This window comes from Streptomyces pyxinicus, from assembly GCF_024753135.1.
GTDB lineage: Bacteria > Actinomycetota > Actinomycetes > Streptomycetales > Streptomycetaceae > Streptomyces > Streptomyces pyxinicus.
Window position 1 is genome coordinate 41,993 of the sequence record NZ_JANUGP010000004.1, and the last position, 22,016, is coordinate 64,008.

The 22,016-nt window shown below is 73.0% G+C and carries 19 protein-coding genes; 10 read left to right on the forward strand and 9 right to left on the reverse strand.

Features of this window, described 5'->3' with window-relative positions:
• Nucleotides 1–29: 29 nt before the first annotated feature.
• A complete protein-coding gene (locus tag NX794_RS07000) occupies nt 30–533 on the forward strand; it encodes a PH domain-containing protein (protein ID WP_258777343.1) in 504 nt (167 codons plus the stop codon).
• The gene (locus NX794_RS07005) at nt 530–1,888 is read left to right on the forward strand and encodes a PH domain-containing protein (protein WP_428985865.1); all 1,359 of its coding nucleotides are present in this window, start codon (nt 530–532) and stop codon (nt 1,886–1,888) included. The genes NX794_RS07000 and NX794_RS07005 overlap by 4 nt, the downstream gene beginning before the upstream one ends.
• 16 nt (nt 1,889–1,904) lie before the next feature.
• Here the strand turns inward: NX794_RS07005 and NX794_RS07010 are convergent, their stop codons facing one another.
• Both NX794_RS07010 and NX794_RS07015 read right to left on the reverse strand, forming a co-directional pair.
• Nucleotides 1,905–3,113 carry a coiled-coil domain-containing protein gene (locus tag NX794_RS07010; RefSeq protein WP_258777344.1) on the reverse strand — a complete coding sequence of 403 codons (1,209 nt, stop codon included), beginning with the start codon at nt 3,111–3,113 and terminating at the stop codon, nt 1,905–1,907.
• A gap of 109 nt (nt 3,114–3,222) precedes the next feature.
• Nucleotides 3,223–4,350, reverse strand: coding sequence for an alpha/beta hydrolase (locus NX794_RS07015; RefSeq protein WP_258777345.1), 1,128 nt, complete (start codon nt 4,348–4,350; stop codon nt 3,223–3,225).
• Between the two features lie 223 nt (nt 4,351–4,573).
• On the opposite strand from NX794_RS07015, the gene NX794_RS07020 reads away from it, so the two are divergent.
• The 6 genes from NX794_RS07020 to NX794_RS07045 all read left to right on the forward strand — a co-directional run bounded on the left by NX794_RS07020 (nt 4,574) and on the right by NX794_RS07045 (nt 9,825).
• Nucleotides 4,574–6,388: a phosphatidylglycerol lysyltransferase domain-containing protein gene (locus NX794_RS07020; protein ID WP_258777346.1), complete on the forward strand. Its 1,815-nt coding sequence runs from the start codon at nt 4,574–4,576 to the stop codon at nt 6,386–6,388.
• A 157-nt stretch (nt 6,389–6,545) separates the two neighbouring features.
• A complete protein-coding gene (gene folP, locus NX794_RS07025) occupies nt 6,546–7,505 on the forward strand; it encodes a dihydropteroate synthase (protein ID WP_258777347.1) in 960 nt (319 codons plus the stop codon).
• The gene (locus NX794_RS07030; RefSeq protein WP_258777348.1) at nt 7,502–8,038 is read left to right on the forward strand and encodes a nuclear transport factor 2 family protein; all 537 of its coding nucleotides are present in this window, start codon (nt 7,502–7,504) and stop codon (nt 8,036–8,038) included. The genes folP and NX794_RS07030 overlap by 4 nt, the downstream gene beginning before the upstream one ends.
• Nucleotides 8,039–8,309: 271 nt before the next feature.
• Nucleotides 8,310–8,669 carry a dihydroneopterin aldolase gene (folB, locus tag NX794_RS07035; protein WP_258777349.1) on the forward strand — a complete coding sequence of 120 codons (360 nt, stop codon included), beginning with the start codon at nt 8,310–8,312 and terminating at the stop codon, nt 8,667–8,669.
• Nucleotides 8,666–9,277, forward strand: coding sequence for a 2-amino-4-hydroxy-6-hydroxymethyldihydropteridine diphosphokinase (folK, locus tag NX794_RS07040; protein WP_258777350.1), 612 nt, complete (start codon nt 8,666–8,668; stop codon nt 9,275–9,277). The genes folB and folK overlap by 4 nt, the downstream gene beginning before the upstream one ends.
• Nucleotides 9,278–9,336: 59 nt before the next feature.
• Complete coding sequence (locus NX794_RS07045) at nt 9,337–9,825, forward strand: DUF3180 domain-containing protein (RefSeq protein WP_258777352.1); 489 nt, start codon at nt 9,337–9,339, stop codon at nt 9,823–9,825.
• 36 nt (nt 9,826–9,861) lie between these two features.
• On the opposite strand, the gene folE is transcribed toward NX794_RS07045, so the two are convergent.
• From folE to dacB, 6 genes are all read right to left on the reverse strand, one after another.
• Nucleotides 9,862–10,467: a GTP cyclohydrolase I FolE gene (gene folE / locus NX794_RS07050; protein WP_258777353.1), complete on the reverse strand. Its 606-nt coding sequence runs from the start codon at nt 10,465–10,467 to the stop codon at nt 9,862–9,864.
• 110 nt (nt 10,468–10,577) lie between these two features.
• The gene (gene ftsH / locus NX794_RS07055) at nt 10,578–12,617 is read right to left on the reverse strand and encodes an ATP-dependent zinc metalloprotease FtsH (RefSeq protein ID WP_258777354.1); all 2,040 of its coding nucleotides are present in this window, start codon (nt 12,615–12,617) and stop codon (nt 10,578–10,580) included.
• Between the two features lie 218 nt (nt 12,618–12,835).
• Nucleotides 12,836–13,396, reverse strand: coding sequence for a hypoxanthine phosphoribosyltransferase (hpt, locus tag NX794_RS07060; protein WP_258777355.1), 561 nt, complete (start codon nt 13,394–13,396; stop codon nt 12,836–12,838).
• Between the two features lie 114 nt (nt 13,397–13,510).
• Nucleotides 13,511–14,596 carry a tRNA lysidine(34) synthetase TilS gene (gene tilS / locus NX794_RS07065; protein WP_258777356.1) on the reverse strand — a complete coding sequence of 362 codons (1,086 nt, stop codon included), beginning with the start codon at nt 14,594–14,596 and terminating at the stop codon, nt 13,511–13,513.
• A gap of 192 nt (nt 14,597–14,788) precedes the next feature.
• The gene (locus NX794_RS07070; RefSeq protein ID WP_258777633.1) at nt 14,789–15,889 is read right to left on the reverse strand and encodes a zinc-dependent metalloprotease; all 1,101 of its coding nucleotides are present in this window, start codon (nt 15,887–15,889) and stop codon (nt 14,789–14,791) included.
• A gap of 988 nt (nt 15,890–16,877) precedes the next feature.
• Nucleotides 16,878–18,476, reverse strand: coding sequence for a D-alanyl-D-alanine carboxypeptidase/D-alanyl-D-alanine endopeptidase (dacB, locus tag NX794_RS07075; protein ID WP_258777357.1), 1,599 nt, complete (start codon nt 18,474–18,476; stop codon nt 16,878–16,880).
• 79 nt (nt 18,477–18,555) lie between these two features.
• Between dacB and NX794_RS07080 the strand changes: the two genes are divergently transcribed.
• Nucleotides 18,556–19,047 carry an inorganic diphosphatase gene (locus tag NX794_RS07080; RefSeq protein WP_258777358.1) on the forward strand — a complete coding sequence of 164 codons (492 nt, stop codon included), beginning with the start codon at nt 18,556–18,558 and terminating at the stop codon, nt 19,045–19,047.
• A gap of 115 nt (nt 19,048–19,162) precedes the next feature.
• Entirely contained in the window at nt 19,163–20,821 is a 1,659-nt protein-coding gene (locus NX794_RS07085; protein ID WP_258777359.1) for a threonine/serine exporter family protein, read from the forward strand.
• A 22-nt stretch (nt 20,822–20,843) separates the two neighbouring features.
• Here the strand turns inward: NX794_RS07085 and NX794_RS07090 are convergent, their stop codons facing one another.
• Entirely contained in the window at nt 20,844–21,845 is a 1,002-nt protein-coding gene (locus NX794_RS07090) for a DedA family protein (protein ID WP_258777360.1), read from the reverse strand.
• Between the last annotated feature and the right edge of the window lie 171 nt (nt 21,846–22,016).

Consider the following 22,016-nt stretch of genomic DNA (forward strand, 5'->3'; position numbering starts at 1 on the left):
CCCCAGTTTCCCCTACGTACGCTGGCCCCATGGAAACGGGGAGTCCGCGGGAAGCCGGGATGCCGGGGGACGAGTTGGAGTGGCGAGGGCTGCGACCCGCTCTGGTGCGGGTGCGGCGGCTGCTGCTGGTGGTGTGGGCGGTGGTGTTCGCGGCCGGCGCCGGAGTGCCGCTCGGCCTGCTGGTGGGGCCCGCGTGGGCGGCCGTGGCGCTGCTGCCGGTGGCGCTCGCCGCGTGGGGCTGGCGGCTGGTGCCGCGCAACTGGCGCTCGTGGCGGTACGCCGAGCGCGCCGACGACCTGCTGATCAGCCGCGGCGTGCTGTGGCACGAGGAGACGGTGGTGCCGTACGGGCGGATGCAGCTCGTGGAGGTGACCTCCGGGCCGCTGGAGCGGCGGTTCGGGCTGGCCACCGTGCAGCTGCACACCGCCGCCGCGGCGACCGACGCGACCATCCCCGGCCTGGACCCGGCCGAGGCGGAACGGCTGCGCGACCGGCTCACCGAGCTGGGCGAGGCACGATCGGCGGGCCTGTGACGCCCCCGGGCCCCGACGGCGGCATAGCGGGGCACCCGCCCGTCGCCGAGCGAGCGGGACACGCGCCCGTCGCCGAGCGCCGGCTGCACCCGGTCACGCCGTTCCGCCGGGCGTGGGCGCCGGTCGCGGTGCTGGCCGGCTGGGGGATGCACGACCCGGACGGGGTGCAGGCGCAGCTGGCGCGGCTGACCACCACCATGCTGCTGACCGGCCTCGCGGTGCTGGTGCCGCTGGCGGGCCTCTACGGCTTCCTGTCCTGGTGGTGCACGCACTACGCGGTCACCGACAGCGAACTGCGCATCCGTACCGGGCTGCTGTTCCGGCGCACCGCGCACATCCGGCTGGAGCGCGTCCAGGCCGTGGACGTCTCGCGGCCGCTGCTCGCGCGCGTGGCGGGGGTCGCGAAGCTGCGCATCGATGTCGTCGGCACCGACGACAAGGACGAGCTGGCCTTCCTGGGCGAGCGGGAGGCGCGCGCCCTGCGCGCCGAACTCCTCGCGCGCGCGGCGGGATTCGCGCCCGAGACGGCGCGCGAGGTCGGGGAGGCGCCGGCGCGCGAGCTGCTGCGCGTGCCCCCGCGGGAACTCGCGTTGTCCCTGCTGCTGACCGGCGCCACCTGGGGCTCGCTGGGCGCCGCGCTCGTCGTACCGACCGTGCTGTGGCTGACCACCCACAGCCTGTGGACGGTCCTGGCGGCCGCGCTGCCGTTGGTCGGCACCGCCGGAGCGAACGGCGTCGGCCGGTTCGTCTCCGAGTTCGACTGGACGGTGGGCGAGTCCCAGGACGGCCTGCGCATCGACCGCGGGCTCCTCGACCGTGCCCACGAGACGGTACCGCCCGGCCGGGTGCAGACCGTGCGGATCGTGGAGCCGCTGCTGTGGCGACGGCGCCACTGGGTCCGGGTGGAACTCGACGTGGCCGGCTCCCGGAAATCGGTGCTGATCCCGGTCGCCCCGCGCGCGCTCGCCGAGTCCGTCGTCGCGCGCGTGCTGCCCGGCGTGACGATGCCCCGGCGGCTGTCGCGGGTGCCGAGGCGGGCGCGGTGGTGCACGCCGGTGCGGTGGCGCGGGTACCACTTCGCCGTCACCGACGCGGTGTTCGCCACCCGCAGCGGCCTGCTGGGCCGCACCCTCTGCCTGGTCCCGCACGCCAAGGTGCAGAGCGTACGGCTCACCCAGGGGCCCTGGGAGCGCCTGTGGCTGCTCGCCGACGTGCACGTGGACGCGGGGGCCGGGAAGACCGTGACGGCCCGGCTGCGGGACGCCGAGGAGGCCGCGCGGCTGCTGGGCGAGCAGGCGGAGCGGTCCCGTACCGGCCGCCGCGACGCCCCGCCGGACCGCTGGATGACCGGCTGAGCGGGGAACCTCCCGCTCAGGAGGCCGCGCTGCGCAGCCCCTGGACGTCGATGTGCTCGGTCTCGTCGTGCTCCGTCAGGTCGATCACCTGGCCGGCGCCGTCGGACGACGCGTCGGCGGGCTTGAACCCGGCCTCCGCCTCGGCCTTGTGCACGGCGAGGGCCTCCTGGCCGACCACGTCGGCGAGGTCCTCGTTCTGCACGGAGTCCAGGGCGGCCGTGGGGGCGTCCTTCTGGGTGCCGAAGAAGTCGAAACCGCCCTCGACCCCCGGGCGCCGTGCGGGCGTCGCCGGTACGACGGCCACGGCGGTCGGCACCGTGAAGTGCCCGCCGGGCCGCTGTTCCGCCGCCCTGGCGGGTTCGGCCGGCTCAGCCGGTTCGGCCGACTCGGCGAGTTCGGTGGGGGCGACGGTCTCGTCGGCCGTCGTGTCGGCGACCGCGCGCGCGTGCGCGTCGGCCGCCTCGGGCTGCCCCTGCTCCTCGCCCTCCTGCGCGTCGCTCTCCTGCGCGTCGCCCGGCCCGGCGTCCGGATGGTCCCGCGCTCCCGTACGCGCGGTCACCGCGTCCCCGTCGAACCGGGCCAGCGCGGTCAGCGCCCGCCGGTACAGCCAGGAACCCTCGGCGGAGAACACCGCGCCGGACGCCGTACCGCCGTCGGAGTCCCCGGTGGCGTCGGCGTCCCCGGCGGCGTCGGGGTCCTCGGGCGCCGCCTCGGCCGCCCCGCGCTCGTCACCGCGCGCGGGCGGCAGCGCGGGCGAGGACGACGGCACGGCAGCCTCGATCTCCAGCAGCCGGCGTCCCTCCAGGGCGCTCGCGCGCTCGGTCTCCGCCGTGGCGTACCGGCGCAGCAGGGCCGCGTGCTCGTTGCGCAGGCCCGCCAGCTCCGCCCGCTTGGCGCGCAGCCGCTGCTCCAGCTTGGCGCGCAGTTCGCGGGACTCCTCCAGGTCGGTCTCCAGTTCGGCGACCCGCTCCTCGTGCCGCCACTCGTCGCCCGCCCGCGCGCGCGTGAGTTCGGCGACCTGCTTGCCCGCCTGCGTGTCCCAGCGGCGCATCACGACCGCCCCGGCGACCGCCGTGGCGGCGGCGACGGCGGCCAGCGCGCGGACCACCGTGGCCTCGGAGAACGCCCAGGGGCCCAGCGCGCAGACGACGGAGACACCGGCGATCGCGGAGGGGGGCAACAGCCGGTGCAGAGGCGGGGAATGGCGGTGGCGTCCACGTGGCATGGCCAGAAACTTACCGCGCGTAGGCGAATCATGGGTCCCCGCCCCGTAAAAACCCGGCCACGGGGCCGGTCTCACGGGGCGTCAGGGGCGGTCGGCCGGGCAGCCCGGCTCAGCGGTCGGTGAGCCGGCCGCTGAGCCACTGGAGCGTCGGCGGGATCTCGCGCCGCCAGGTGTTGAAGTTGTGCCCGCCGCTGTCGAGGACGATCGAGGAGATCCGGGTCAGGTTGGTCGCCCGCACGTCCTGGACGAACTTCAGCGTGTCCTGGTAGTTGTGCTCGCCGACCTTGCTGCTGGTGACGAGCAGCGAGGTGTCGGGGGCCGGCTCGTGCTTGATGAACCACCCCAGGTCGGCGCGGTCGCGCAGCATCCGGTCACCGTGGAAGAGGTCGCCGGTGGTGGGATCGATCGGCGCCTTGTAGTAGGCGGACAGGCCCGCGCCGGCCGCGTACACCTCGGGGTGGTGCATGGCGAGTTTGAGCGCGCAGTAGCCGCCCGTGGAGTCGCCGACGACGCCCCAGCTGCCGGGCCGCTTGCCGGCCCGGTAGTGGGCGAGCACCGCGTCCGGGAGATCCTTCGCAAAAAACGTTTCCGCCTGCGGTCCGCCCGGCACGTCCACGCACTCGGTGTCCCGCGGCGGAGCCACCGTCGGCCGCAGCATCACCAGGATCATCGGCTGCATCCGCCCGTCCTTGGCGAGCCGCTGCGCCGTCGCCGGGTACTTGAGCTTGTTCACCAGCGCCTGCGCCGTACCCGGGTAGCCGGTCAGCACGACGGCCGCCGGGAACGTCCGCGTGCGGTACTGCGGCTGGAAGTACTCCGGCGGCAGGTACACGTACGCCGGTGTCGCGATGCGGGTCTCGCGGCCGACGATGTCGACCTTCTGGATCTGCCCCACCTGCGCGGGCCGCCCGCCGGACGCCCCCGGCACGCCGGACGCGGAGAGCACCTGGAGCGGGCCGCCCCCGCCGCCCTGCGCCAAGTGGTCGACGACGACCCCCTGGTCGGTCTCCTGCCCGAACAGGTCCGCCCAGCTGGCATAGAAGCCGAAGGCCTGGTTGGCGGCGAGGCCGACGGACGCGAAGAGCGCCAGTTGGGTGGCGAGCAGCAGGCCGACCCGCCCGCCGACGGGCCGCCAGCCGCGCCGGGCCAGGCGCGGCCACAGCCACACCGTGCCGACGAACAGCGCGAGGGCGAACACGGCCGCCAACGCCAGCACTTTGTTGCTCGTGAGACCCATGGCTGTTCCTGCCTGCGCTTTCCGCCCGTGCCGCACCCACATCGTCGCGAGGGCTTGCCCGGGGCTTTCCTTGGCCTTTGACCCGACTTTCCGGTGGGGAGTGAACCTCTCTCCCCGAGACACCGTCCTAGAGGGCGCAATGTCGCCGGACGCCCGATCGGGCCCGGATTCAAGGTCTCTCGCAGAACTACGGGATGCGATGTCTGTCAGGATAGATGGGGAAATGTCGGGCGAGGTTCCGGGTCGATCAAGCCGGGCGCGGCGCATACTGCGTGGTCCGCGCCCCGAAGCCGTCCCCGTTGCCGTCGGCCGGGCGGCCACGCTCGTGGGCCTCCTGGACATCGCCGCGGGCGTGTTCCCGCGCTTCCGGCACAGCCGTATGCACGCCCTCGCCGAAGTCCTGCCCGGCTCCTTCGGACCGTTCGCCGCGGCGCTCTCGCTCAGCTCGGGCGTGCTGCTGCTCCTGCTCGCGCACGGCCTCAAACGGCGCAAGCGGCGGGCCTGGCGCGCCGCCGTCGCCCTGCTCCCGGCCGGCGCCGCGGCCCAGTTCGCCTACCGGCACTCGCTGATCGGCGTGCTCATCGCCGTCGCCCTGCTGGTGCCGCTGCTGCGCCACCGCGACCAGTTCGCGGCCCTGCCCGACCCGCGCAGCCGCTGGCGCGCACTCGCCAACTTCGTGCTGATGAGCGCCGGTTCGCTGGCCCTCGGACTGGTCATCGTCAGCGTCCACCCGGACCGCACCATCGGCGACCCGAGTCTCGCCGACCGCCTCACGCACGTCCTGTACGGCCTGTTCGGCTTCGAGGGCCCCGTCGACTACCAGGGCAACACCTCCTGGACCGTCGCCTTCTCCCTCGGCGCCCTCGGCTGGATCACCGCCGCCACCACCATCTACCTCGCCTTCCGCCCCGAGCACCCGGCCGCCCGGCTCACCGAGGAGGACGAGGAGAAGCTGCGCGCCCTGCTCGCCCGGCACGGCGGCCGCGACTCCCTCGGCCACTTCGCGCTGCGCCGCGACAAGGCCGTCGTCTTCTCCCCCAGCGGCAAGGCCGCCGTCACCTACCGCGTCGTCTCCGGCGTGATGCTCGCCAGCGGCGACCCCATCGGCGACGTCGAGGCCTGGCCCGGCGCCATCGAACGCTTCATGGACGAGGCCCGCGCCCACTCCTGGACTCCGGCCGTCATGGGCTGCTCGGAGACGGGCGGCGAGGTGTGGACCCGCGAGACCGGACTCGACGCCCTCGAACTGGGCGACGAGGCGGTGGTCGACGTCGCGGATTTCTCGCTCGCCGGACGCGCGATGCGCAACGTGCGCCAAATGGTCAAGCGCATCGAGCGGGCCGGCTACGAAACCCGGGTACGGCGCATCCGTGACCTCGGCGAGGCGGAACTGGACCGCGTCCGCCGCGCGGCCGAGGACTGGCGCGGCACCGACACCGAACGCGGCTTCTCCATGGCCCTCGGCCGCATCGGCGACGCCGCCGACGGCGACTGCCTGATCGCCACCGCCCACAAGCACGACGACGAGCCCGGCCCCTACGGCGACCTCAAGGCCGTCCTGCACTTCGTGCCCTGGGGCAAGGACGGCGTCTCCCTGGACCTCATGCGCCGCGACCGGGCCGCCGACCCCGGCATGAACGAACTGCTCATCGTCGCCGCCCTGCAGGCCGCCCCCCGGTTCGGCATCACCCGGGTCTCACTGAACTTCGCGATGTTCCGCTCCGCCCTCGCGCGCGGCGAGAAGATCGGCGCCGGGCCGGTCCTGCGGGCCTGGCGCGGACTGCTGGTCTTCCTCTCGCGCTGGTTCCAGATCGAGTCGCTGTACAAGTTCAACGCCAAGTTCCAGCCCCGCTGGGAACCCCGCTTCGTCGTCTACCGGGCCTCCGCCGACCTGCCCCGCATCGGCTTCGCCGCCATGCAGGCGGAGGGCTTCGTCGACCTCGCCCTGCCGCTGCCGCGCTTCCTGCGCCGCCGCCGGACGACCGGCGAGCGCCCCTGCGCGCACGCCGTGTCCGAACGCGACGCCCGAGCGGCCTGACCCCCGTACGACACCTCGCGGCGCCTCCTGAGGCGCCGCGGGGGCCGTACGGCCCCGGGACCGGCCCGGGCGGAGACCCCACCCCCCTCCGGCACCGGGGTCTCCGCCCGGGCCCGCCGCGCGTTCGCGGCGCCCTCCCGGGGCCTACGCTGAACGTATGAACAACCTCAGCGGGCGTGGCCGGGTGACAGGCCTTCCGGCATGGGACCGGTGCGCGGTCATGGGAGTCGTGAACGTGACCCCCGACTCCTTCTCGGACGGCGGCCGCTGGTTCGACACGACAGCCGCCGTCAAACACGGCCTCGACCTCGTCGCGGAAGGCGCGGACCTGGTCGACGTCGGCGGCGAGTCCACCCGGCCCGGCGCCACCCGCGTGGACGAGGACGAGGAACTGCGCCGGGTCGTCCCGGTCGTCCGGGGCCTCGCCTCCGAGGGCGTCGTCGTCTCCGTCGACACCATGCGGGCCACCGTCGCCCGGGGGGCCCTCGCGGCCGGCGCCGCGCTCGTCAACGACGTCAGCGGCGGTCTCGCCGACCCCGCCATGATCCCCGTGGTCGCCGACGCGGGCGCCCCCTTCGTCGTCATGCACTGGCGCGGCTTCCTGCGCGGCGGCAACGTCGAGGGCCACTACGACGACGTCGTCGCCGAGGTCGTGGACGAGCTGCACGCGCGCGTGGAGGCCGTCCTCGCGGGCGGCATCAGCCCCGACCGCGTCGTCCTCGACCCCGGACTCGGCTTCTCCAAGGAGGCCGGGCACGACCTGACCCTGCTCGCCCACCTCGACCGCCTGCGCGCCCTCGGCCACCCGCTGCTCGTCGCCGCCTCCCGCAAGCGCTTCCTCGGCCGGGTCCTCGCCGGCCCCGAGGGCGCGCCGCCGCCGGCCCGGGAGCGCGACGCCGCCACGGCCGCCGTCTCCGCACTCGCGGCGCACGCCGGCGCGTGGGCGGTGCGCGTCCACGAGGTACGCGCCACCGCGGACGCGGTACGCGTCGCACGCGCCGTGGAACAGGCGCGCGCCGAGGGCACCGCGCCCGGCGCGGACAGCGGAAAGGGGGCGCGCGACGACCGACACGCGCCCGACGCCACCACCCAGCGCCAGGCGGAAGGAGACCGGTGACCGCCCCCCACACCGACGTCGAGCAGGTCGAGGCCGCCAACACCGCCTTCTACGAGGCACTGGAACGCGGTGACTTCGAGGAGGTCTCCTCCTACTGGCTCACCCCCGCCGACCTCGGCGTCGACGAGGAGTACCACGACCCCGCGGACAGCGGCGTGGTCTCCTGCGTCCACCCCGGCTGGCCGGTCCTCACCGGCCGCGGCGAGGTCCTCAGGTCGTACGCCCTGATCATGGCGAACACCGACTACATCCAGTTCTTCCTCACCGACGTGCACGTCTCCCTCACCGGCGACACCGCCGTCGTGACCTGCACCGAGAACATCCTCAGCGGCGGCCCCGCCCCCGACGAGGGCGACGAACTCGGCCCCCTGGTCGGCCAGCTCGTCGTCGCCACCAACGTGTTCCGGCGCACCCCCTCGGGCTGGAAGCTCTGGTCCCACCACGCCTCACCCGTCCTCGCCGAGACCGACGACACCGACGAGGACGAGAACGGCGAGAACGGCGTCGACCCGGACGACGGCACCCTCGCCTGATCCCCGGAGCCCCGGGGTCACCCCTGCCGGTCCCCGGATCGGACCCGGAGAAGTGGTTGGAATCACCTACCCCCGGGTATGAGCGGCTACCACTCCGTGAAGAGCCCGGGTTCCCCGGGGGAAACACGGGGTGAACCCTCCGGACACCGGCCCGCGCCCCCGCCCCGCGCCCCGGCGCTGTCGGTGCCCGCAGGTAGATTCGTCCGAGGCCGGGGTGCCGCCCGCACGCGGCACCGCCCGGCCGTTCCCGACGATTGCAGGAGTGATTCGCGTGGATCGTGTCGCGCTGCGCGGCCTCAAGGCCCGCGGGCACCACGGTGTCTTCCCCAAGGAACGCGAAGAGGGCCAGACCTTCCTCGTCGACCTCGTCCTCGGCCTGGACACCCGGCCGGCCGCGGCCGACGACGACCTGACGAAGACCGTGCACTACGGCGTCGTGGCCGAGGAGGTCGTCGCCGAGGTCGAGGGCGAACCGGTGAACCTCATCGAGACCCTCGCCGAGCGGATCGCCCGGACCTGCCTGAAGCACGAAGGGGTACAGGAGGTGGAGGTGTGCGTCCACAAGCCGGACGCCCCCATCACCGTCCCCTTCGACGACGTGACCGTCACCATCACCCGGAGCCGAGCATGACCCGACCTTTCCTCCAGGGTCAGAGCGACCCGACCGTCCAGCCGGTGCCCGTCTCCGTCGTCCAGCAGGTCGACGCCGCCGACACCACGCTGAGCAACCCGAAATGGGCCGTGATCTCCATCGGCTCCAACCTCGGCAACCGCCTGGAGACCCTCCAGGGGGCCGTCGACGCCCTGGAGGACACGCCCGGCGTCCGCGTCAAGGCGGTCTCCCCCGTCTACGAGACCGAGCCGTGGGGCGTCGCACCCGACAGCCAGCCCTCCTACTTCAACGCCGTGGTCCTGCTGAAGACCACCCTGCCGCCCTCCTCCCTCCTGGAGCGCGCCCACGCCGTCGAGGAGGCCTTCAACCGGGTCCGCGACGAACGCTGGGGCCCGCGCACCCTGGACGTCGACATCGTCGCCTACGCCGGTGTCACCTCCGACGACCCCCAGCTCACCCTCCCGCACCCCCGCGCCCACGAGCGGGCCTTCGTCCTCGCCCCCTGGCACGACGTCGACCCCCAGGCGCAGCTGCCCGGCCGGGGCACCGTGGCCGATCTGCTCGCCACCCTCACCCACGAAGGTGTCGAGGCACGCGGGGACCTGGAACTCCGACTGCCCGAGTAGTCGTTAAGGTCGGAGACGACCAAGATCCGGGATCGGTCCGGGGGAGCTGAAGGGGAGCCGTGAGAGAGCTGCGCATCAGGGTGCTGGTCGGCGTGTTCGTCGTCGCCGGAGTCCTGTCCTGGGCGGGCGCCCGCCTCTGGAACTCGATCGGGACTCTTCCCAGCGTCCCCCTGGCCGCCCCCATCGTCCTCGCGCTGATCGCCGTCGTGCTGCTCTCGACGGCGCTCTCCCTGCGCGCCCGGCTCAAGGCCCAGCGCGAGCGCCGCCCCGGTGCCAAGGGCGTCGACCCCCTGATGGCCGCCCGCGCGGTCGTCTTCGGCCAGTCCAGCGCCCTGGTCGCCGCCCTGGTCGCCGGGATGTACGGCGGCACGGGCGTCTTCCTCCTGGAGCTGCTCGACATCCCCGCCCGCCGCGACCAGGCCCTCTACGCCGGCCTCTCCCTCCTGGCGGGCATCGGCGTGATAGCGGCGGCCCTGTTCCTGGAGCGGGTCTGCAAGCTCCCCGAGGACGACGACCAGAACACACCGGGCGCGGAGCCGGTGGCCTGAGGCCACCTGCCGTCGGCCCCGAGGCCGGCGGGCGCGTCAGCGCGCCAGTATCAGGCTCATCGCCTCGGCCCGGGTGGTGGCGTCCCGCAACTGGCCGCGGACGGCCGACGTCGTGGTCTTGGCGCCGGGCTTGCGGATGCCGCGTACCGACATGCACATGTGCTCGGCCTCGATGACGACGATCGCGCCACGCGCCTCCAGGATGCGCATGAGGGAGTCCGCGATCTGCGTGGTGAGACGTTCCTGCACCTGCGGGCGGCGCGCGAAGACCTCGACCAGCCGGGCCAGCTTCGACAGGCCGGTGATCTTGCCGGTCTCCGCCGGGATGTAGCCGACGTGGGCCACGCCGTGGAACGGCAGCAGGTGGTGTTCGCAGAGGCTCACGATCTCGATGTCCTTCACCAGGACCATCTCGTCGTGCCCCAGGTCGAACGTCGTCGTCAGCACGTCCTCCGGTTCCTGCCGCAGACCGGCCAGAAGCTCCCGGTAGGCGCGCGCCACCCGGGCCGGCGTCTCCCGCAGGCCCTCGCGGTCCGGGTCCTCGCCCACCGCGATCAGCAGTTCGCGGATGGCGTTCTCGGCCCGCTTCTCATCGAACTCGCCGATGAGACCGTCACCGGCCAGCGTCACGGGGTCGGTCATCTGTGCCTCGTTCCTGTACGTCTTGCCCGCGGGCATACCGAACTGCCGCGCCCCCCAGGCTAGAACCCGAGGGGCGCGGCAGTCATTCCGGGCCGGTTGGCCGGAAAGGGTCAGCTCTCCGGACGGTCTTCCGGGGTCTGGTCCGTGACCGGGGCCGACTCCGCGGCCGTGGACTTGGCCGTGCTGATCGCGGCCGTCGCGCCGTTCGCGCCGTTGGTCAGTGCCAGCTCCTTGGGGGAGAGCACCGGCGGGCGGGTGGACGGGGTGCGACGGGAGGAACCGGTCCAGGCGGGCCGCGGCGGACGCTTGACGATCGGGGCGAAGATCTCGGCGATCTCCTCCTTGCCCAGCGTCTCCTTCTCCAGGAGGGCCAGGACCAGATTGTCGAGCACGTCGCGGTTCTCGACCAGCATCTCCCACGCCTCGTTGTGCGCGGTCTCGATGAGCTTCTTGACCTCTTCGTCGACCAGCGCGGCGACCTCTTCCGAGTAGTCGCGCTGGTGGGCCATCTCACGGCCGAGGAAGGGCTCGCTGTTGTCGCCGCCGAACTTGATGGCGCCGAGCCGCTCGGTCATGCCGTACTGCGTGACCATCGCGCGGGCCAGGTTGGTGGCCTTCTCGATGTCGTTGGCGGCACCGGTGGTCGGGTCGTGGAAGACCAGTTCCTCGGCCGCCCGGCCGCCCAGCATGTAGGCGAGCTGGTCGAGCATCTCGTTGCGGGTGGTCGAGTACTTGTCCTCGTCGGGCAGGACCATCGTGTAGCCGAGGGCACGGCCGCGGGACAGGATCGTGATCTTGTGGACCGGGTCGGCGTTCGGAGAGGCCGCCGCGACCAGGGCGTGACCGCCCTCGTGGTACGCGGTGATCTTCTTCTCCTTGTCCGACATGATCCGGGTCCGCTTCTGCGGGCCCGCGACCACGCGGTCGATCGCCTCGTCCAGCGCCTTGTTGTCGACCAGCTTCTGGTCGCTGCGGGCGGTGAGCAGGGCGGCCTCGTTGAGCACGTTGGCCAGGTCGGCGCCGGTCATGCCGGGGGTCCGGCGGGCGACGGCGGCCAGGTCGACGTCGGAGGCGACCGGCTTGCCCTTCTGGTGGACCTTGAGGATCTCCAGACGGCCCTGGAGATCCGGCGGGTCGACCGCGATCTGGCGGTCGAAGCGGCCGGGGCGCAGCAGGGCCGGGTCGAGGATGTCGGGACGGTTGGTGGCGGCGATCAGGATGACGCCGCCCTTGACGTCGAAGCCGTCCATCTCGACCAGGAGCTGGTTGAGGGTCTGCTCGCGCTCGTCGTGTCCGCCGCCGAGGCCGGCGCCGCGGTGGCGGCCGACCGCGTCGATCTCGTCGACGAAGACGATCGCCGGGGCGTTCGCCTTGGCCTGCTCGAACAGGTCGCGGACGCGGGAGGCGCCGACGCCGACGAACATCTCGACGAAGTCGGAACCGGAGATCGAGTAGAAGGGGACGCCCGCCTCGCCGGCGACGGCGCGCGCGAGCAGGGTCTTGCCGGTACCCGGGCGGCCGTAGAGCAGCACGCCCTTGGGGATCTTGGCGCCGACGGCCTGGAACTTGGCCGGCTCCTGGAGGAACTCCTTGATCTCGTGGAGCTCCTCGACGGCCTCGTCACAGCCGGCGACGTCGGAGAAGGTCGTCTTCGGGGTGTCCTTGGTGATGAGCTTGGCCTTGGACTTGCCGAAGTTCATGACCCGGGAGCCGCCGCCCTGCATCTGATTCATCAGGAACAGGAAGACGACGACGATCAGGACGAAGGGCAGCAGGGAGAGCAGGACGCCGAGGAACGGGTTCTGCTTCGACGGCGAGACGGTGTACCCGTCCGGGATCTGCTTGTCCTGGAACTTGCTCTGCAGCGTGCCGGCGATGGTCACGCCCTGGTCGCCGATGTAGCTCGCCTGGATCTTGGAGCTGCCCTCGACCTTGACGCCGTCCTTGAGGGTGACCTTGATGCTCTGTTCGTCACCGGTGGTGATCTTGGCCGAGTTGACCTTGTTGTCGTTGATCGCCGCCACGACCTGGCCGGTGTCCACCGTCTTGTAGCCGCCGGACGAGCCGACGACCTGCATCAACACGACCACGGCAAGGACGGCCAGCACGATCCACATGACCGGCCCACGGAAGTATCGCTTCACGTCCATCCATACGGAGCGGTGTCGCCCCGTCCCTCCTGCCATAGTGAGTTTGATAAGACAGTTCTTCTGACGGTACCCCAGCATGGTGGCCCGAAGTCGCACGAAGCCGTTTCGACGGCTGGTGAATCCCGTCTCTGCAAGCTTCAACGGCGCGGGGCCCGCCGGGGTTCCCGATCGTCCTACCGGGCTTGGGCCGAGTGGCCCAGTCCTGTGCCCGGTCCGGCTCAGCCGCCGTACACGTGGGGCGCGAGCGTACCCACGAACGGCAGGTTGCGGTACTTCTCGGCGTAGTCGAGGCCGTAGCCGACGACGAACTCGTTCGGGATGTCGAAGCCGACCCATTCGACGTCGATGGCGACCTTGGCGGCGTCCGGCTTGCGCAGCAGCGTGCACACCTTGAGGGTGGCGGGCTCGCGCGAGCCGAGGTTGTTGATCAGCCAGGACAGGGTCAGCCCGGAGTCGATGATGTCCTCGACGATCAGGACGTGCCGGCCCTTGATGTCGGTGTCGAGGTCCTTGAGGATGCGGACGACCCCGGAGGACTGGGTGCCCGCGCCGTAGGAGGACACGGCCATCCAGTCCATGGTGACGGGGGTGGACAGGGCCCGCGCGAGGTCGGCCATGACCATCACCGCGCCCTTGAGGACACCGACGAGGAGCAGGTCCTTGCCCGCGTACTCCGCGTCGATCTTCGCGGCCAGCTCGGCCAGCTTCGTGTCGATCTCTTCCTTGGTGATGAGCACCTGCTGGAGGTCGGCACCCATGTCTTTCGCGTCCACCCGCATCACTTTCGGTCGTCCCGCACTTACGGCCGCACGCGCGGCCTTCGGCTCCCGGCCGCGTGTACGGCCTCCGGCTGCCCCGACCGGCGGCCGGAGGGTCGCTCCGGACGTCGGGTTTCAGCCCTGCCGAATGACCAGTCTGCCACCCTGCCGCTGGGCGACGACCCGGCCGGGGAGGTTGATGGCTCCCTGGCCGCGCCAGCCGGTGATGAGACGGTCGACTTCCTCGATGTGCCGGGCGAACAGCGAGCCGGCGGGCGCACCGGCCTCGATGGCGGCCCGGCGCAGGATCCGGCGCCGTACGGCGGGCGGGAGCGCGTAGAGCTTGGCGCACTCCAGCAGGCCGGTGGCGTCGCGGACACCGGCCTCGGCCTGGCTGGCCCAGGCGTCGAGGGCGTCGGCGTCGTCACGGGAGAGCTGGGCGGTGCGGGCGAGCGCCTCCACGACGCCTTTGCCGAGGGCCTTCTCCAGGGCGGGCAGGCCCTCGTGGCGCAGCCGGGAGCGGGTGTAGGCGGGGTCGGCGTTGTGCGGGTCGTCCCAGACGGGGAGGGACTGGACCAGGCAGGCCTTGCGGGCGGTCTGCCGGTCCAGGTGGAGGAAGGGGCGGCGGTAACGGCCGTCGGCCCCCGAGACCGCGGCCATTCCGGACAGGGAGCGGATGCCGGAGCCGCGGGCGAGGCCCAGCAGGACGGTTTCGGCCTGGTCGTCGCGGGTGTGGCCGAGCAGGACGGCGGTGGCGCCGTGGCGTTCGGCCGCCGCGTCCAGGGCGGCGTAGCGGGCGTCGCGGGCGGCGGCTTCGGGTCCGCCGTCGCGGCCGACGGTGACGGCGACGGACTCGACGGGATCGAGGCCCAGTTCGCGCAGTCGCAGGGCGACCTCGTCGGCGCGGAGGTCGGAGCCGGGCTGGAGGCCGTGGTCGACGGTGATGCCGCCGGCCCGGACGCCGAGCCGGGGGGCCTCGAAGGCGAGGGCGGAGGCGAGGGCCATGGAGTCGGCGCCGCCGGAGCAGGCGACGAGGACGAGCGGGGCGTCGAGCGGGGGCCCGAGCGGGGAGGGGAGCCGCTCGGCCGTCCGGGGCGGCTGCGCGCCCGGACCGCTCGGCGCGCTCAGGGGCGTGCCGGGGGTGTGCTGGTCGTTGAGGATGTCGTGGAGTACGCGGCGGACCGCCAGGCGTATCGCCGCGACCGCAGGATGGGGACCCATGTCCGGTTCCCTTCATGAAGTTTTTCGGGGGGTGAGCCCGAGCCGGTCACTCAGAGTGTGTAGATGGTGACAGAACCGGGCCGTTCCCCGAGCATTGCACGCCTACGCATGGCTCACGGTCCCTCGGACGGGTGATTGGAGGGGCGTTCGCCTGCCGTCGGCCGGTTTCCTCTCACGACACGCGCGTCACCGTCACGACTCGGTCCTGCGGTGCACCCGCGCGATCCACTCCCCAGGCTTGGCGATCTCGGCCTTTGTGGGGAGGGTGTTCGGGGAGGTCCAGACGCGGTTGAAGCCGTCGACGCCGACCTCGTCCACGACGGCCCGGACGAAGCGCTCGCCGTCCCGGTACTGCCGCAGCTTGGCGTCCAGGCCGAGCAGCTTGCGCAGGGCCTGGTCGAGCCGGGAGGCGCCCTTGGCGCGGCGCTGCTGGAACTTCTCGCGGATCTCGGCGACGGTCGGCACGACGCTCGGTCCCACGCCGTCCATGACGTAGTCGGCGTGGCCCTCCAGCAGGGACATCACGGCGGTGAGGCGGGCGAGGACCTCGCGCTGGGCGGGGGTCTGGACGAGTTCCACGAGGGAGCGCCCGCCGTCCTCCTCCTCACCCTCGGGACGGCCGCCGGCCAGGGACTGGGCGGCGTCGCGGATACGTTCGAGGAAGGTCATGGGGTCGACGTCGGTCTCCGCGAGGAACGACTGGATTTCGCCCTCCAAGTGGTCGCGGAGCCAGGGGACGGCGCTGAACTGGGTGCGGTGCGTCTCCTCGTGCAGGCACACCCAGAGCCGGAAGTCGTGGGGGTCGACGTCGAGTTCGCGTTCGACGTGGACGACGTTGGGGGCGACCAGGAGGAGGCGTCCGCCGCCGTTCCGGCCGGCGGGCAGGTCGCGGCCGTCGGGGGCGAAGGTCTCGTACTGGCCGAGGACGCGGGAGGACAGGAAGCTCAGCAGCATGCCGAGTTCGACGCCGGTGACCTTGCCGCCGACGGCGCCGAGGACGGCGCTGCCGGGGTTGCCCGCGCGGCGCTCCTGCATCTTCTCCAGGAGGGGTTTGAGGAGTTCGCGGAAGCCGGCGACGTTGGCGCGGACCCAGCCGGGGCGGTCGACGACGAGGACGGGCGTGTCGTGGATCTCGTCGGTGCCCATCCGGGTGAAGCCGCGGACGTGCTCCTCGGAGGCATTGGCGTGCCGGCGCAGTTCCGCGACGACCGCCCGGGCCTCGTCACGGCTGACGTCGGGGCCCGGCCGTACGAGCCGTGTCGCGGTCGCGACCGCGAGGTTCCAGTCGACCATCCCGGGAGATGCGGTGCCACCGAAGCCAGTCATGCCGTCAACGGTACGTGAGGGGTACGGGTTGGGGCAGGCCGTGGACCGCGGTGGCCGGGGGGCGGCGGGCGCGGTCCCGGTTGGGACAGGCCGTGGACTCCGGCGGCGTGCGGCACCGTACGCGGTCCCGGTCGGACTCCGGCAGCGTCGTGCGGCACCGTACGCGGTCCCGGTCGGACTCCGGCAGCGTCGTGCGGCGGCGGGCGGGGTACCGGTCGGACTCCGGTGTCGGCGCTGGGCGGCGGGCGCGGGCCCGGCTGGGGCGGGCCGTGGACTCCGGCGCCGGGCGCGGGCCCCGTCGGGGCAGCCCATGGACCACGGTGGCGGGGTGCGGCGCCGGACGCGATCCCGCCTGGGGCGAGCCGTGGTCGTCGGCAGCGGCGGCACCGTCCCGGCCGGGGCAGGCCCTGGACTCCGGCGCCGGGCGCGGGCCCCGTCGGGGCAGCCCATGGACCACGGTGGCGGGGTGCGGCGCCGGACGCGATCCCGCCTGGGGCGAGCCGTGGTCGTCGGCAGCGGCGGGCGCCGTCCCGGCTGGGCCAAGCCGTGCACTCCGGCAGCAGCGGGCGCCGTCCCGGCAGGGGCAGGCCGTGCACTCCGGCGCCGGGCGCGGGCCCGGTCGGGGCAGCCCATGGACCACGGTGGCGGGGTGCGGCGCCGGACGCGATCCCGCCTGGGGCAAGCCGTGGTCGTCGGCAGCGGCGGGCGCCGTCCCGGCTGGGGCAAGCCGTGGACTCCGGCGCCGGGCGCGGGCCCGGTCGGGGCAGCCCACGGACCACAGTGGCAGGGTGCGGCGCCGGACGCGATCCCCCCTGGGGCGAGCCACGGACGCCGGCAGCAGCGGGCGCCGTCCCGGCAGGGCCAAGCCGTGGACTTCGGCGGGTGGGGCAGGCCGTGGGCTCCCGCAGCGGCGGGGGGCCCGCCGTCGGGTGGGGTCGGCCGGCGTGGTGGCCGGTCAGGTGCAGCCGCAGCCCGCGAGCGCCGTGGCCGTGTGGTCAAGGGCCGCCTGGGCCTCCAGCGGGTCCGTCGTGCCGGAGGCGAGGAAGGCGAAGGTCAGCAGGTGGCCGTCGGCGTCCACGACGGTGCCGGCGAGGGTGTTGACGCCGGTCAGGGTGCCGGTCTTGGCGCGGACGACGCCGGCCGCGCCGTCGGTGTAGCGGTCGGTGAGGGTGCCGGTGAAGCCGGCGACGGGCAGACCCGTGAGGACGGGGCGCAGGCCGGGGCGGTGCGGGTCGCCGGCCTTGACCAGGAGGGCGGTGAGCAGGTCGGCGGTGAGCCGGTCGTCCCGGTCGAGGCCGCTGCCGTCGTGGAAGGCGGCGCCGGCCATGGGCAGGCCGAGCTTGGTCAGTTGCAGGTCGATGGCCTTGGCGCCGCCGGCGAAGCTGCCCGGCTGCCCGCTGGCCAGTCCGGTCTGGCGGGCGAGGGTCTCGGCGATGTCGTTGTCGCTGTTGGTCAGCATCCGTTCGACCAGGGCGGACAGCGGGGGCGAGGAGACGGTGGCGAGGGTCTCGGCGCGGGTGCTGGCCTTGGAGGGGCCGGGGGACGTGGTGGTGATGCCGGCGTCGCGCAGGAAGCCGGCGAACTCGCCGGCCGCGTCGGCCGCCGGGTCGGTGACCCGGGTCGCCGGTCCGCTGCTTGAGCCGTCGGTGCGGCCCTCGTCGGCGGTCAGGGCGCTGACCGGGGCGAGGTTGTCGTTGACGCCGATGGGGTGCAGCGCGGAACCGGCGTACAGGGTGGTGTCGTAGGAGAGCGTGACCTTGGTGGTGCCACGTTTCTTCAGGGCGGCGGCGGCCCGGGCGGCGAGGGTGCGCAGGCTGGCCCAGGTCTCCGTGCCGGAGGTCTTCGCGCGGGCGGTGAGGGTGGGGTCGCCGCCGCCGACGAGGACGAGTTCGCCGGTGTCGGGTTCGAGGGCGGCGCGGGTGGTGAGGCGGTGGTCGGCGCCGAGCGCGGACAGGGCGGCGACGGCGGTGGCGATCTTGGTGGTGGAGGCGGGAGTGAGCGCCCGGCCCGAGTCGGTGCCGTAGAGGCGTTCGCCGGTGGTGACGTCGACGACGGCCGCGCTGTGGCTGTCGCCGAGCGCGGAGCTGCCCAGGAGGGGCGCGAGGACATCGGAGAGCGCCTGTTGGCCCGGGGCGGTCCGTACGGTGCTGGTGGTGCCGCCCAGGGCGGTGAGGACGGGCGGGGCGCTCGGGGCGGGACGGTCGGCGCCGGTGGACCCGGCCGGGCCGTGATCTGCGCCACCTGACCGCTCCAGGGCCACGGCCCGGTCCCGCTCGGCCGTACGCTGACCGTTGGCGTCCCAGGGGCCGGCTGCGGTCACCACGCCCGCGGCCAGGGCCAGGCCGGCGGTCGCGGCACCCGCGGTGTACCGCCAGGCTCTGGGGGCGTGCGGACGTGGGGGGCGCTCGGGTCCGGGCCGTACGGCGTTGGTGAGCCGGGCGATCCGTGGTCGGGCGGCCGTCACGGCGCGCTCCAGACGGGGTCGTACGGCGTTCGCGATCCGCACCACCCGCGGTCTCGCGGCCCGCCACGGCCTCAGCTCTGGCACGACCACCAGCCCCTTTCGCGATCACACACCTGCGTGAGGGACACTTAACCACCAGAACTATGTGTTGATCATGGAGGAGCCACCGGTGGAGTTCGACGTCACGATCGAGATCCCGAAGGGTTCGCGCAACAAGTACGAGGTGGACCACGAGACCGGTCGGATCCGCCTGGACCGTCGCCTCTTCACCTCGACCGCCTACCCGACCGACTACGGCTTCGTCGAGAACACCCTCGGCGAGGACGGTGACCCGCTGGACGCGCTGGTCATCCTGGACGAGCCGACCTTCCCGGGCTGCCTGATCCGCTGCCGCGCGATCGGGATGTTCCGGATGACGGACGAGGCGGGCGGCGACGACAAGCTGCTGTGCGTCCCGTCCACCGACCCCCGGGTGGAGCACCTGCGCGACATCCACCACGTGTCGGAGTTCGACCGCCTGGAGATCCAGCACTTCTTCGAGGTCTACAAGGACCTGGAGCCCGGCAAGTCGGTCGAGGGCGCGAACTGGGTGGGCCGCACGGACGCCGAGGTGGAGATCGAGCGGTCGTACAAGCGCTTCAAGGAGACCGGCGGCCACTGACCGGCGGGTTTGCCCTCGACGGGCCGCGGCACCCTGGGTGGGGTGGCGCGGCCCGTCTGTGTGCTCATGCGCATACTGAGGCCTACGGAAGGTGTCGTTCAGGGAGCGGTGCGAGGTGACGGAGGCGGAGGACCGCAAGCCCCGGTCCGACGAGGCGCGGTACGACCCGGAGATCACGTCCGAGTTCGCCATCCCCAAGGGCCTCGACGTGCCCCGGGTGGGTGGTGGTGAGTCGGAGACGACCTCCGAGTTCGCCGTACCGGACGGGCTGGAGGCACCGGTGGTGGCGAGCCCGGAGCCGGAGGGGTCGGCGTTCACCCCGCCGCGCACCTACAGCGCGGGGTCGGCGCCGGTCGCGTTCACCCCGCCCACCGGGGTGCCGCTGGTCAGCCTGGTCAAGGACGCGCCGTGGCAGGACCGGATGCGCACCATGCTGCGGATGCCGGTGACCGAGCGGCCGGCCGTGGAGCCGGTGCAGCGCGAGGAGGAGGGCGGCCCGGCCGTCCCGCGTGTGCTCGACCTGACCCTGCGGATCGGGGAGCTGCTGCTGGCGGGCGGCGAGGGCGCGGAGGACGTGGAGGCCGCGATGTTCGCGGTGTGCCGGTCCTACGGCCTGGACCGCTGCGAGCCCAACGTGACGTTCACGCTGCTGTCGATCTCCCATCAGCCCTCGCTGGTGGAGGACCCGGTGACGGCGTCGCGGACGGTACGGCGCCGGGGCACCGACTACACGCGGCTCGCGGCCGTGTTCCGCCTGGTGGACGACCTGACGGACCCGGAGGCCCACGTCTCCCTGGAGGAGGCCTACCGGCGGCTCGCGGAGATCCGCCGCAACCGGCACCCGTATCCCGGCTGGGCGCTGACGCTGGCGAGCGGGCTGCTGGCCGGCGCGGCCTCGGTGCTGGTCGGCGGTGACCTGATCGTGTTCGTCGCGGCGGCCCTCGGCGCGATGCTCGGCGACCGGCTGGCGTGGCTGTGCGCGGGGCGGGGACTGCCGGAGTTCTACCAGTTCACGGTGGCCGCGATGCCCCCGGCGGCGGTCGGGGTGGCGTTCGCGCTGGCGCACGTGGACGTGAAGGCGTCCGCGGTGGTCACCGGTGGGCTGTTCGCGCTGCTGCCCGGGCGGGCCCTGGTGGCGGGCGTGCAGGACGGCCTGACGGGCTTCTACATCACCGCGTCCGCGCGCCTGCTGGAGGTCATGTACTTCTTCGTCGGGATCGTCGCCGGGGTGCTGGTGGTCCTGTACTTCGGAGTGAAGGTCGGCGGCAAGCTGAACCCGGACGCGGCGCTCATCATCAACGAGCGCCCGCTGGTGCAGATCGCGGCGTCCATGCTGCTGTCGCTGACTTTCGCGGTGCTGCTCCAGCAGGAGCGGTCCACCGTGCTGTGGGTGACGCTGAACGGCGGCGTCGCGTGGTCCGTGTACGGCGCGATGCACTACGTCGGCGATCTCTCGCCGGTGGCCTCCACGGCCGCGGCGGCGGGTCTTGTGGGCCTGTTCGGGCAGCTGCTGTCGCGCTACCGGTTCGCCTCCGCGCTGCCCTTCACGACAGCGGCGATCGGGCCGCTGCTGCCGGGTTCCGCCACCTACTTCGGGCTGCTGTCGATGGCGCAGAACGAGGTGGACAAGGGGCTGGTGTCGCTGGCCAACGCGGCCTCGCTGGCCCTGGCGATCGCCATCGGCGTGAACCTGGGCTCGGAGGTCTTCCGGTTGTTCCTGCGGGTGGGCTCGGCCGGCAAGCGGCGGGCGGCCAAGCGGACCCGGGGCTTCTGACCCCGGTCCCGCCCGCCGTCCGTCACGGGGCGCGGTGGTTGCCGCCCTGCTGGTGGTCGTACGGGTACTGCTGCCGGTCCTGGTACGGCGGCTGCTGCTGGTCCTGGTACGGCTGCTGCTGCGGGTACTGCTGGTCGCCGTAGCCGCCGTTCTGGTCCCAGTACTGCTGCTGCCCGTACTGCTGCTGCCCGTACTGCTGCTGCCCGTGCTGCGGCTGTCCGTACTGCTGCTGTTCCTGCTGCGGGTGGCCGTAGGGCTGGTCCGGCTCGATGCGGCGCAGCCTGGTGGTGGCGTCGTCCATGACGGGCTGCTGGTACTGCGGCTGCCCGTACGGGTGCTGGTGCTGCTGCTGGTACCGCGGCTGCTGCGGGGCGGCCGGCTCGGGCTCCGGCCGGGGCCGCCGCTTGCTCTTGGCGCGCGCGCGGAGGAACTCGATGGCGATCGGCACGACCGAGACGAGGACGATCAGGATGAGGATCGCCTCGATGTTCTTGTGGACGAAGCCGATGTTGCCGAGCCAGGAGCCGAGCAGGGTGACGCCCGCGCCCCACAGGACGCCACCGATGACGTTGAAGGTCAGGAACGAGCGGTACCGCATGCCGCTGACGCCCGCGATGATCGGCGTGAAGGTGCGCACGATCGGCACGAAGCGGGCCAGGACCAGGGACTTCGGGCCGTACTTCTCGAAGAACTCGTGCGCCTTGACGACGTTCTCCTGCTTGAACAGGCGGGAGTCGGGCCGGTTGAACAGGGACGGGCCGACCTTCTTGCCGAACATGTAGCCCGCCTGGTCGCCCAGGATCGCGGCGAGGCAGATCAGGGCGATCGCGGCCCACAGCGGGAAGTCCAGCTGGCCGGAGGTGATCAGCAGGCCGCAGGTGAACAACAGCGAGTCGCCCGGCAGGAAGAAGCCGATGAGCAGGCCGGACTCGGCGAAGACGATGAGCAGCAGACCCCAGATGCCGAAGGTGTCGAGCAGATAGTCGGGGTCCAGCCAGCTCGGGCCGAGGGCGAGTGTCATCACGGGTCCGGGCTCCTGAGGGTGGAAGGCGGCTACGGCGGCTGACCGTCGACGGCGTGCCGCACAAAGCTACCAACGTGCGGCGGCGGCCCCGGGTTCCACCGGTGTCTCCGGACGAGGGTGGTACGGGTGTGCACCGTGAGGTGAGGATCGATTCCTGTTCAGGATGTTACG